8 protein-coding genes are annotated in these 11447 nt (G+C 70.6%); 3 read left to right on the forward strand and 5 right to left on the reverse strand.

Annotation, left to right across the window (positions count from 1 at the left end; translation table 11 throughout):
* Positions 1-173: 173 nt before the first annotated feature.
* Together AB0917_RS30925 and AB0917_RS30930 are read right to left on the reverse strand one after the other, a co-directional pair.
* Positions 174-1079: a tRNA (adenine-N1)-methyltransferase gene (locus AB0917_RS30925; RefSeq protein ID WP_366822999.1), complete on the reverse strand. Its 906-nt coding sequence runs from the start codon at positions 1077-1079 to the stop codon at positions 174-176.
* A gap of 67 nt (positions 1080-1146) precedes the next feature.
* Positions 1147-2397 (reverse strand): site-2 protease family protein, encoded by a 1251-nt coding sequence (locus AB0917_RS30930; RefSeq protein ID WP_366823000.1) that lies wholly within the window; start codon positions 2395-2397, stop codon positions 1147-1149.
* Positions 2398-2574: 177 nt separating this feature from the next.
* Between AB0917_RS30930 and AB0917_RS30935 the strand changes: the two genes are divergently transcribed.
* Positions 2575-3420 carry a PD-(D/E)XK nuclease family protein gene (locus tag AB0917_RS30935; RefSeq protein ID WP_366823005.1) on the forward strand — a complete coding sequence of 282 codons (846 nt, stop codon included), beginning with the start codon at positions 2575-2577 and terminating at the stop codon, positions 3418-3420.
* A 9-nt stretch (positions 3421-3429) separates the two neighbouring features.
* Positions 3430-4101 (forward strand): response regulator transcription factor, encoded by a 672-nt coding sequence (locus AB0917_RS30940; protein ID WP_030570198.1) that lies wholly within the window; start codon positions 3430-3432, stop codon positions 4099-4101.
* Positions 4102-4184: 83 nt separating this feature from the next.
* Here the strand turns inward: AB0917_RS30940 and AB0917_RS30945 are convergent, their stop codons facing one another.
* The 3 genes from AB0917_RS30945 to metH all read right to left on the reverse strand — a co-directional run bounded on the left by AB0917_RS30945 (position 4185) and on the right by metH (position 10401).
* Positions 4185-5783, reverse strand: a complete 1599-nt coding sequence (locus AB0917_RS30945) for an ABC transporter substrate-binding protein (RefSeq protein ID WP_366823001.1) — start codon at positions 5781-5783, stop codon at positions 4185-4187.
* A gap of 261 nt (positions 5784-6044) precedes the next feature.
* Entirely contained in the window at positions 6045-6746 is a 702-nt protein-coding gene (locus tag AB0917_RS30950; RefSeq protein ID WP_366823002.1) for an HAD family phosphatase, read from the reverse strand.
* Between the two features lie 142 nt (positions 6747-6888).
* Complete coding sequence (gene metH / locus AB0917_RS30955; RefSeq protein ID WP_366823003.1) at positions 6889-10401, reverse strand: methionine synthase; 3513 nt, start codon at positions 10399-10401, stop codon at positions 6889-6891.
* Between the two features lie 239 nt (positions 10402-10640).
* On the opposite strand from metH, the gene AB0917_RS30960 reads away from it, so the two are divergent.
* Positions 10641-11405, forward strand: coding sequence for an IclR family transcriptional regulator (locus AB0917_RS30960; RefSeq protein ID WP_366823004.1), 765 nt, complete (start codon positions 10641-10643; stop codon positions 11403-11405).
* The last annotated feature ends 42 nt before the right edge of the window (positions 11406-11447 follow it).

Here is an 11447-nt window from a genome sequence, read left to right on the forward strand (position 1 = left end):
GCCCACCCCCGTGGTGTGCCAAGAATCGTCCCACCCCTCACACGCGTGGGTACGGGCGGGTTGTGCTCGGGTATCGGCGGCCGGCCGCCTCCCCGCCCGCAACGCGAAGGCGCCGCCGCGCAGTTCCCCGGTCGGTCGGGGAACTGCGCGGCGGCGCCGGTTCGTTGGACGGATCAGCCGGCGGCGGAGCCGCTCCGGCTGTTGGGTCCGTCGTAGTCCTCGCCGTAGGCGCCCTTGGAGGGGCGGCGGCGGCGCAGCGGCGGCTCGACGCCGTCCGCGAGGCGGCGGGCGGTGACCAGGAAGCCGGTGTGGCCGATCATCCGGTGGTCGGGGCGGACGGCCAGGCCCTCGACGTGCCAGTTGCGGATCATCGACTCCCAGGGCTGCGGTTCGGCGAAGCAGCCGATCTCGCGGATGGACTCGACGGTCCGCGAGAGCTGGGTGGTGGTGGCGACGTAGGCGCAGAGGATGCCGCCGGGCACCAGGGCCTTGGAGACGGCCTCCAGGCACTCCCAGGGGGCGAGCATGTCCAGCACGACGCGGTCCACGTCGGTGTCGGAGAGGTTGTCCTGAAGATCGCCGACGGTCAGCTGCCAGGCGGGGTGCGGCGAGCCGAAGTAGCGCTCGACGTTCTGCTGGGCGATCTCGGCGAAGTCCTCGCGGCGCTCGTAGGAGTGCAGCATGCCCTGCTCACCGATGGCGCGCAGCAGGAAGGTGGAGAGCGATCCGGATCCGACCCCGGCCTCCACGACGCGGGCGCCGGGGAAGATGTCGGCGAAGGCCAGGATCTGGCCCGCGTCCTTGGGGTAGACCACGGCTGCGCCGCGGGGCATGGACAGGACGTAGTCGGGGAGCAGGGGGCGCAGCGCGAGGTAGGCGACGTTTCCCGTGGTGCGGACAACACTGCCCTCGGGAGCACCGATCAGCTCGTCGTGCTGGAAAGAGCCCTTGTGGGTGTGGAAACTCTTTCCGGCTTCGAGCGTGAAGGTGTAGTGGCGTCCCTTGGGGTCGGTGAGCTGTACCTGGTCCCCGACCTTGAAGGGCCCACGTCGGCGGGCGGCACCGGTCGGTTCAGACATGTGACCAGCGTACCGGTGTTGCCCGGGGCCTCCGACCGCCCGGTCCGGGCGTGGAAGGGGGCCGGCCTCAGGCGCTGGGGCGGGCCATGGCCTTGACGAAGGCGCGCTCCACGTCGGCGGTGGAGAGGACTCCGTAGATCTCGCCGGTCTCCTCGACGACCAGGTACTCGGTGGCCGGGGTGGCCTTGAGCCGGTCCAGGAGGGCTTCTCCGGCCAGCTCGGCGGGGACCTTCATGCCGTCGGTGAGGTCCTGGGAGAGGCCGCTGACGGCGACCCAGGGGCGGCGGTGCTCGGGGACGGAGACGATGGCGGCCTCGCGGACGACGCCCTTGGGGTTGCCCTGTCCGTCGACCACGACCAGCGCGCGGGCGCCCGCCTCGTTGGCCCGGCGCAGGGCCTCGGAGAGGGGGGTGGCGGACTCGACGGGGACGGCGCGCCGGGTGAGGGTGCGGGCCCGCAGGTCGGGCAGGTGCTCGCGGAGGCGGGCCATGCGCAGGCTGTTGCCGGCGCCGGTCCAGATGATGCCGGCGAGGATCGCGGCGAGCAGGGCGTCCATGACGGTCTCCACCCCGCCGATCTTCTCGTTGGCGCTGCCGACGGCCCCGGTGTGGGTGAGCAGCGGCAGTCCGATGAGGACGGTGACGGCGAGGCCCCGGCCGACCCAGGCGGCGGCGATGGTGCCGCTCATGGGCTTGCCGGTGATCTTCCAGACGACGGCGCGGAGCATCCGGCCGCCGTCCAGGGGCAGGCCGGGCAGCAGGTTGAAGGCGGCCACGATGAGGTTGGAGATCATCAGCCCGGCGAGCAGGACGCCGGGGACGGTGCCGGGCTCGACGAGCTGCATCGCCCCGTAGAAGACCCCGCCCAGGACGAGCGAGAGGAGAGGGCCCACGAAGGCGAGGATGAACTCGCGGCCGGGGGTCTCGGTCTCCTTCTCGATCTCGGAGACGCCGCCGAAGAACTGGAGCTGGATGCGGCGGACGGGGAGCTTGTAGCGCAGGGCGGCGACCGTGTGGGCCAGTTCGTGGACGAGTACGGAGGCGTAGAAGGCGATCGCGAAGAAGAGGGCGACCAGGTAGCGGGCGCCGCCCAGCTCGGGCAGCACCCGGTCGAGCTGGCCGCCGAAGACCCAGGTGATCAGTGCGGCGACGACGAACCAGCTGGGGGCGACGTAGACGGGCACACCGAAGGGGCGGCCCATGAGCAGGCCGCCGCCCGGATCCGCGGGGCGCTTGGGCTTGCCGCTGTCGGGGGCGGCGCCGGGGTCCGTTCCCCCCGCGCCGGGCTGCGGCCGCCCGCTGTCGCCGCTCTTGTCCACGTGGTCCCTTCGGTTCGGTACGTGGCGTGCGCCACGGTCATGCTGTCTGGGAGGGTCTGCCGACGATGGTATGCCGACGGCTGTCGGTGGCGGGCCGTAGGGTCTTGAGACATGACCTCCGTGCCCCGGCCGCCGCAGCCGCCTTCGTCCCTGTCGCCGTCGCGGGCGAGCGATTTCATGCAGTGCCCTCTGCTCTACCGCTTCCGGGTCATCGACCGGCTGCCGGAGAAGCCCAGCGAGGCGGCTACCCGCGGCACGCTGGTCCATGCGGTGCTGGAGCGGCTCTTCGACGCTCCGGCCGCCGACCGGACGGCACCGCGGGCGCGGGCGCTGGTCCCGGGCCAGTGGGACCGGCTGCTGGAGTCGAAGCCGGAGCTGGGCGAGCTGTTCGCCGGGGACACCGGGGGCGAGCGGCTGTCGCGGTGGCTGGGCGAGGCGGAGCGGCTGGTGGAGCGGTGGTTCTCGCTGGAGGACCCGACGCGTCTGGAGCCTGCCGAGCGCGAGCTGTTCGTGGAGACGGAGCTGGAGTCGGGGCTGCGGCTGCGCGGGGTGATCGACCGGGTCGATGTCGCGCCGACCGGTGACGTCCGGATCGTCGACTACAAGACGGGGAAGGCGCCGCGGCCGGAGTATGCCGAGGGGCCGCTCTTCCAGATGAAGTTCTACGCGCTGGTGATCTGGCGGCTGAAGGGGATCGTGCCGCGCCGGCTCCAGCTGGTCTACCTGGGCAGCGGCGATGTGCTGACGTACGACCCGGTGGTGGCGGACCTGGAGCGGGTGGAGCGCAAGCTCCTCGCGCTGTGGGAGGCGATCGCGCTGGCCACGGAGACGGGTGAGTGGCGGCCGCGCCCGACGAAGCTGTGCGGCTGGTGCGACCACCAGGCGGTCTGTCCGGAATTCGGCGGGACTCCCCCGGTGTACCCCCTGTCGGTCCGCCCGGCGGAGACGGGTGAGGATGACCAGGGCACAATGGGCCCCGTCCGGGCCGAGGCCGGCCGACCCGTGGCTCTTGAGGGCCGTTGAGGAGTTTCTGTGGCGATCCGCGTCCTACTGGTCGATGACCAACCACTGCTGCGCACCGGTTTCCGGATGATCCTGGAGGCCGAGGGCGATCTGGCGGTGGTCGGTGAGGCCGGTGACGGTCTGCAGGCCATCGACCAGGTGCGGGCGCTCCAGCCCGACGTGGTGCTGATGGACATCCGGATGCCGCGGATGGACGGGGTGGAGGCGACCCGCCAGATCACCGGCCCCGGCAAGGACGGCCCGGCCAAGGTGCTGGTGCTGACCACGTTCGACCTCGACGAGTACGTGGTGGAGGCGCTGCGCGCGGGGGCCAGCGGCTTCCTGCTGAAGGACGCCCCGGCCAATGAGCTGGTCCAGGCGATCCGGGTGGTGGCGGCGGGCGAGGCGATGCTCGCCCCGAGCATCACGCGCCGGCTGCTCGACAAGTACGCGGACCACCTGCCCTCCGGCGAGGACCCGGTCCCCGACGCCCTGCACACGCTGACGGACCGTGAGGTGGAGGTCCTGAAGCTGGTGGCGCGCGGCCTGTCCAACGCGGAGATCGCGGCGGACCTGTTCGTCAGCGAGACGACGGTCAAGACGCATGTGGGCCATGTGCTCACGAAGCTGGGCCTGCGCGACCGGGTGCAGGCCGCGGTGTACGCGTACGAGAGCGGGCTGGTGCGCCCCGGCGCGCAGTAGGAGCCTGATGTGAACGGCCGTCCGGCCCGCCCCGGTCCTGTCTCAGGAGGGGCGGGCCGGACGGCTTTCGTGGTTCCGGGCGGTCAGGCGCCCGTCCTGTTGAGCTCCCAGAGCTGGAGCTCGGAGGTGGCGCTGACGGACCGCTCGACCCCGGCGATCCCGCTGCGGGAGGCCACGTACTGCTTGCCCTGCCAGATCGGCAGGACGGGGACGTCGGTGGCGACGATGTCCTGGAGCTTCTCGTAGGTCGTGGCGGCGGCGCTGCGGTCGGCCTCACGGCGCGACTTCGGGATGAGCACGTTCTGCGCTTCCTGCGACCGGTAGGGGGAGTTGAGGAAGTTGTTCTTGTCCAGGAACGGGGCGGTGTAGTTGTCCGGGTCCGGGAAGTCGGGGAACCAGCCCATGCCGTAGGCCGCGTAGTCGCCGCGCTTCTGCTCCGGCCGGTACTTCGACCACTCCGTGCCCTGGACGGCGACGTCGAAGAGGCCCGAGCCGTTCAGCTGCTGCTGGAGCGTCTTGAACTCCTTGGCGGTGGCGGAGCCGTAGTGGTCGTTGGTGTAGTGCAGGGTGAACTTCACCGGCGTCTTGACCCCGGCGTTCTTGAGGGTCTGCGCGGCCCTGGCGGTGCTGGGCTCTCCGTACTTGTTGAAGAAGGCGTTGGTGTGGCCGGTGATGCTGGAGGGGATCAGCGAGTAGAGCGGTTCCGCGGTGGTGCCGTAGACCTTGCCGGCGATCTCGCCGCGGTCGATGATCTGCGCCATGGCCTGCCGTACGGCCTTGTTGACCACCGGGTCCTTGGTGTTGAACCCGAGGTAGCTGATGGCGAGGCCGGGCATCTCGGTGAGCTCGATGCCCTCCTTCGGCTTCACGAGCATGTCGCGGGCCTGCTCGGGCGACATGGCCCGGGTCATCATGTGGATCTTCTTCTCCTCCAGCGCCTTGCCCATGGCCTCGGCGTCGGGGAAGAGGTCCATCTCGACCTTGTCGTTGAGGACCTTCAGCTCACCCTGGTACGAGGGGTTCTTGGTGAAGGCGATCCTGGTGACCCGGCCGTCCTCGACCTGCGGCTTCATGGTGTACGGCCCCGAGCCGTCGACCTGGAAGCCGGTGCGCGCCTCCTTCGCCGGGTACTGCGCCTTCGGGACGATGCCGGCGGCGGGGGTGGCGAGCTTGTAGGGGAAGGTGGCGTCGGGCGTGTTCAGGTGGAAGATCACCTGGTCGGTGCCCTTGGTCTCGATCGTGTCGATGTTGCTGAGGAGCCCGACGGGTCCGCTGTCGGAGTTGATGTCGATGACCCGCTGGATGGAGTGCTTCACATCCTCGGCGGTGACGGGGGTGCCGTCGGCGAACTTCAGGCCCGCGCGCAGGGTGCAGCGGTAGCTCTCGTTCGCGGTGTCCGTGAAGGTGCAGCTCCGGGCGGCCTCGGGCACCGGCTCGCCGCCGCCACTGGGGACGGTCGTCAGGGTCTGCACGGTCTGCCGCAGGACGTTCCAGACGCCTGCCTCGTACCCGATGGCCGGGTCGAGAGGAGCGGGGTTCTCCTCGGAGGCCACGAGCTGGTCCGTGGTGCCGACGACGATGGCATCGGAGCCACCGGCGCCGCTGTCCGTGCTGCCGCAGGCGGCGAGCACGGGGGCGAGCAGGCCGACGACGGCCGGCAGCACCAGGGTCTTGCGGTTCATACGGACGTTCTCCCTCATCACGGTGGGTGAGGAATCAAAGTTAGTAGCCGCTGGTGGCCGCTCCGACCGCGCTCGGAGCGGCTTGCCCTCCTCCGGCGTTCGAAGAGGGAGATATTTGATCAGCATTCCGGACAGATCAACCGATCACGGCAGGCCACAGAGGGCCTGTGGGTGAGGAAGCTCACCTGTCCGACCTCTTCACATATGCGGGCTGTGGCTGATTCATGTCCACGGAAAGTTTCCGGAACGCACACGGAACCTTCAGCCGGTGACGCTGACGAGCTTGCGGAGGAAGGCCAGGTCGACCTCTTCGAGGGAGCCGACGACGACCCGGCCGGAGGCGGGCGCGATGGGGGCCACGGAGGGGACGGCGACCACCCGGCACCCTGCCGCCTCGGCCGCGGCCACCCCGGTCGCGGTGTCCTCGATGACGGCGCAGCGCCACGGGTCGGCGCCGAAGCCCGCGGCGGCGGTGAGATAGGGCTCGGGGTGCGGCTTGGTCCGGGTGACCTCGTCGCCGGCGACCGTGAGCGCGAAGTGGTGGTGGCCGACGGAGTCCAGCACCCGGTCGATGATCCGGCGGTGCGAGGCCGAGACGAGCGCGGTGGGGATCTGGGACGCGGCCAGCTCGGCGAGCAGCCGCTCGGCGCCCGGCATCAGCGGCACGCCGTGCCGGATGCGCTTCTCGAAGCGGTCGTTGAGCAGCACCGTCAGCTCGTCCAGGGCGATGTCGGCGCCGGTGACGTCGATGAGGTAGCCGGCGCTGCGGGTCATCGGTCCCCCGACGACCACGTCCCGCCAGGGCTCCTCCAGCCGGTGTCCGAGGTCGGCGAAGACCTCCTTCTCGACGTCCCACCAGAAGCCCTCGGTATCGACCAGGGTTCCGTCCATGTCGAGAAGGACCGCCTGCAGGGTGGCGCCTTCGGCCGTGCGGGTCAAGGACGCGGGGACCGTACTGGTCATCCGGCACACCTTCCGTAAGGGACGAGAAGGCCGGCCGCCACTCCCGGAGGGGGAGGGCGACCGGCCTGCACTGGACCGACCAGTGTACGACCTGCCCGGCGACGGTGCGCGAACGACGCGGGGCGGCCGGGCGAAGAGGCGGCTACCGCGCGTTGAAGTACTTCGCCTCGGGGTGGTGGATGACGATGGCGTCGGTGGACTGCTCCGGGTGGAGCTGGAACTCCTCGGAGAGCTCCACGCCGATCCGCCCCGGCTGGAGGAGATCGGCGATCTTCGCGCGGTCCTCCAGGTCCGGGCAGGCCCCGTATCCGAGCGAGAAGCGCGCGCCCCGGTACTTCAGCGCGAACATGTCCTCGACGTCGGCGGGGTCCTCCCCCGCGAAGCCCAGCTCGCTGCGGACGCGGGCGTGCCAGTACTCGGCGAGGGCCTCGGCGAGCTGGACGGACAGGCCGTGCAGCTCCAGGTAGTCGCGGTAGGAGTTGGCGGCGAACAGCTCGGCGGTGGCCTCGCCGATCCGGGAGCCGACGGTGACGACCTGGAGGCCGATCACGTCGGTCTCGCCGGACTCCTCGGGCCGGAAGAAGTCCGCGAGGCAGAGGCGGCGGCCGCGGCGCTGGCGCGGGAAGGTGAAGCGGGTGCGCTCGGAGCCGTCCTCGTGCAGGAGGATCAGGTCCTCGCCCTTGGAGACGCAGGGGAAGTAGCCGTAGACGACGGCGGCTTCCAGGAGGTTGTTGGACTGGAGGTGGTCGAGCCAGCCGCGCAGGTGCGGGCGCCCCTCGGTCTCCACCAGCTCCTCGTACGTCGGTCCGTCACCGGTCCGGGCCTGCTTGAGGCCCCACTGGCCCTTGAAGAGGGCGCCCTCGTCGAGCCAGGAGGCGTACTCCTTGAGCGGGATGCCCTTGATGACGCGGGTGCCCCAGAAGGGCGGCTCGGGGATGGGGTTGGTGGTGGAGACGTCCGAGCGCACCGAGCCCTCGGGCTCCTCGACCTCCAGCACGGGGACGTCCTTCTTGGGGACCCTGCGCTGCTTGAGCTCGGGCAGGACCGCGCCGGGCACGCCGCGCTTGACGCCGATGAGCGCGTCCATCAGGCGCAGGCCCTCGAAGGCGTCGCGGGCGTAGCGGACCTCGCCCTCGTAGATCTCGTACAGGTCCTGCTCGACGTAGGCCCTGGTCAGCGCGGCGCCACCGAGGATGACGGGGAAGTCGGCGGCCATCTTGCGCTGGTTGAGCTCCTGGAGGTTCTCCTTCATGATCACGGTCGACTTCACCAGGAGGCCGGACATGCCGATGACGTCGGCGCGGTGCTCCTCGGCGGCTTCCAGGATCGCGGAGACGGGCTGCTTGATGCCGAGGTTGACGACGTTGTAGCCGTTGTTGGAGAGGATGATGTCGACGAGGTTCTTGCCGATGTCGTGGACGTCGCCGCGGACGGTGGCGAGCACGATGGTGCCCTTGCCCTCGTCGTCGGACTTCTCCATGTGCGGCTCCAGGTGGGCCACCGCGCTCTTCATGACCTCGGCGGACTGGAGGACGAACGGCAGCTGCATCTGGCCGGAGCCGAACAGCTCGCCGACCACCTTCATGCCTTCGAGGAGGATGTTGTTGACGATGTCCAGGGCCGGGGTGTCCTGGAGCGCCTCGTCCAGGTCGGCCTCCAGGCCGTTCTTCTCGCCGTCGATGATGCGGCGCTGGAGGCGCTCGTCGAGCGGGAGGGCCATCAGCTCCTCGGCCTTGCCCGCCTTCATCGACTTCATGTTGACGCCCTCGAAGAGCTCCATGAGCTTCTGGAGGGGGTCGTAGCCCTCGCTGCGGCGGTCGTAGATCAGGTCGAGGGCGACCTTGACCTGCTCCTCCTCCAGCCGGGCGATCGGCAGGATCTTCGAGGCGTGCACGATCGCGGAGTCCAGGCCCGCCTTGACGCACTCGTCGAGGAAGACGGAGTTCAGCACGACCCGGGCGGCCGGGTTCAGGCCGAAGGAGATGTTGGAGAGGCCCAGCGTGGTCTGGACGTCCGGGTGGCGCCTCTTCAGCTCGCGGATCGCCCCGATGGTGGCGATGCCGTCGCCGCGGGACTCCTCCTGGCCGGTGCAGATGGTGAAGGTCAGGGTGTCGATGAGGATGTCGGACTCGTCGATGCCCCAGTTGGTGGTGAGGTCCGCGATGAGCCGCTCGGCGATGGCGACCTTGTGCTCGATGGTGCGGGCCTGGCCCTCCTCGTCGATCGTCAGAGCGATGAGGGCGGCGCCGTGCTCGGAGGCCAGGGCGCTGACCTGGGCGAAGCGGGATTCGGGGCCGTCGCCGTCCTCGTAGTTCACCGAGTTCAGCACCGCGCGGCCGCCGAGCTTCTCCAGGCCGGCGCGGAGCACGGGCAGCTCGGTGGAGTCCAGCACGATCGGGAGGGTGGAGGCGGTCGCGAAGCGGCCGGCCAGCTCCGCCATGTCGGCGACGCCGTCGCGGCCCACGTAGTCGACGCAGAGGTCGAGCATGTGCGCGCCCTCGCGGATCTGGTCGCGGGCCATCTCCACGCAGTCGTCCCAGCGGGCCTCCAGCATGGCCTCGCGGAACTTCTTGGAGCCGTTGGCGTTGGTGCGCTCGCCGATCGCCAGGTAGGCGGTGTCCTGGCGGAAGGGGACGTGCTGGTAGAGGGAGGCCGCGCCGGGCTCGGGGCGCGGGTTCCGCTCGGTCGGCGTGAGCTCGCGGGCCCGCTCGACGACGGCCTTCATGTGCTCCGGCGTCGTACCGCAGCAGCCGCCGATGAGGGAGAGGCCGTAGTCCCGGACGAACAGCTCCTGGGAGTCGGCGAGACCGTCGGGGCCGAGCGGGAAGTGGGCGCCGTCCTTGGTGAGGACGGGCAGGCCGGCGTTGGGCATGCACATCAGGGGCGTACGGGAGTGGCGCGCCAGGTAGCGCAGGTGCTCGCTCATCTCGTCCGGGCCGGTCGAGCAGTTCAGACCGATGAGGTCGATGCCCAGCGGCTCCAGGGCGGTGAGGGCGGCGCCGATCTCGGAGCCGAGCAGCATGACGCCGGTCGTCTCGAAGGCGAGGGAGCAGATCAGGGGCACGTCGATGCCGAGGGCGTCCATCGCCCGGCGGGCGCCGATGATGCTGGACTTGGTCTGCAGCAGGTCCTGGGTGGTCTCGACGATCAGGGCGTCCGAGCCGCCCGCGAGGAGGCCCTCGGCGTTCTTCTGGTAGCCGTCGCGCAGCACGTCGTACGGGAGGTGGCCCAGCGAGGGCAGCTTGGTGCCGGGGCCGATGGAGCCGAGGACCCAGCGCTGGCGGCCGTCCTTGCGGGCGAACTCGTCGGCGACCTCACGGGCGATCCGGGCGCCCGACTCGGAGAGCTCGACGATCCGGTCGGCGATCTCGTACTCGTTGGCGGCGGAGTGGTTCGCGCCGAAGGTGTTGGTCTCGACGCAGTCGACGCCGACCGCGAAGTACTCCTCGTGGACGGTGCGCACGATGTCGGGCCGGGTGATGTTGAGGATCTCGTTGCAGCCTTCGAGGTTCTCGAAGTCCTCGAGCGTCGGGTCCTGCGCCTGGAGCATGGTGCCCATCGCACCGTCTGCCACCACCACCCGGGTGGCGAGCGCTTCGCGCAGGGCGTCCACGCGGGTCCGGCTGTCGGGGGCGGGTGTCGGCAACGAGGCCATGGATGATCTCCCAGGGATGCGACGGCTGTCGGCTTCACGTCCTTCTTGGGGAAGGCGCACCCCGCCAGGGTAGCCGCAGACCCCCTCTCGTGGTCGGTCCGTCCAGGAGACGGACTGCATGCTGTGCGGGTGCGACACGGTCGGCCGGTCGGAGGAGACTTTCTCCCGGAGTCCGACGCAGGTCGGCATCGACCGATAGTGTTCAGCATTGTCGAACCACAGTGGAGGAGTACGGCGCGATGGCCAAGAACATCCAGTCGCTGGAGCGCGCGGCCGCGATGCTGCGTCTGCTGGCGGGCGGCGAGCGGCGGCTCGGGCTGTCCGACATCGCCTCCTCCCTGGGGCTGGCCAAGGGCACCGCCCACGGAATCCTGCGCACCCTCCAGCTGGAGGGGTTCGTCGAGCAGGACGCCGCGTCGGGGCGCTACCAGCTCGGCGCCGAGCTGCTGCGGCTGGGCAACAGCTATCTCGACGTCCACGAGCTGCGGGCCCGCGCCCTGGTCTGGACGGACGACCTGGCCCGCTCCAGCGGCGAGAGCGTCCACCTCGGCGTGCTGCACCAGCACGGCGTCCTCATCGTCCACCACGTCTTCCGGCCCGACGACAGCCGCCAGGTGCTGGAGGTCGGGGCGATGCAGCCGCTGCACTCCACGGCGCTCGGCAAGGTGCTGTCCGCGTACGACCCGGTGGCGCACAGCGAGGTCATGGAGGTGGAGCGCCGCCCCTTCACCGCGCGCACGGTGACGGCCACCGACGAGTTCGAGGCGATGCTCGACCTGGTCCGCGCCCAGGGCTGGGCCGCCGACGCCGAGGAGACCTGGGAAGGGGTGGCCGCCGTGGCCGCCCCCATCCACGACCGGCGCAGGATGCCGGTGGGGGCGGTGGCGGTGACGGGCGCGGTGGAGCGGGTGGCGCCGGGCGGCGTGCTGCGTGCCGGGCTGATCGCCGCCGTACGCGACTGCGCCCGCGCGGTCTCCCGGGACCTGGGCGCCGGCCGCTTCTGAGGGCGGGACCTCGCACGGAGCCGAGCGGGCGCCCTACACGCG

This window comes from Streptomyces sp. NPDC007346 (genome assembly GCF_040703535.1).
In the GTDB taxonomy this organism is placed as follows: Bacteria; Actinomycetota; Actinomycetes; order Streptomycetales; family Streptomycetaceae; genus Streptomyces.

Bases quoted from the DNA above. Each gene is read 5' to 3' on its own strand.
- AB0917_RS30925 (WP_366822999.1), bottom strand. From the start codon at position 1,079: ATGTCTGAACCGACCGGTGCCGCCCGCCGACGTGGGCCCTTCAAGGTC.
- AB0917_RS30935 (WP_366823005.1), top strand. From the start codon at position 2,575: ATGCAGTGCCCTCTGCTCTACCGCTTCCGGGTCATCGACCGGCTGCCG.
- AB0917_RS30950 (WP_366823002.1), bottom strand. From the start codon at position 6,746: ATGACCAGTACGGTCCCCGCGTCCTTGACCCGCACGGCCGAAGGCGCC.
- metH (WP_366823003.1), bottom strand. From the start codon at position 10,401: ATGGCCTCGTTGCCGACACCCGCCCCCGACAGCCGGACCCGCGTGGAC.
- AB0917_RS30960 (WP_366823004.1), top strand. From the start codon at position 10,641: ATGGCCAAGAACATCCAGTCGCTGGAGCGCGCGGCCGCGATGCTGCGT.
- AB0917_RS30945 (WP_366823001.1), bottom strand. From the start codon at position 5,783: ATGAACCGCAAGACCCTGGTGCTGCCGGCCGTCGTCGGCCTGCTCGCC.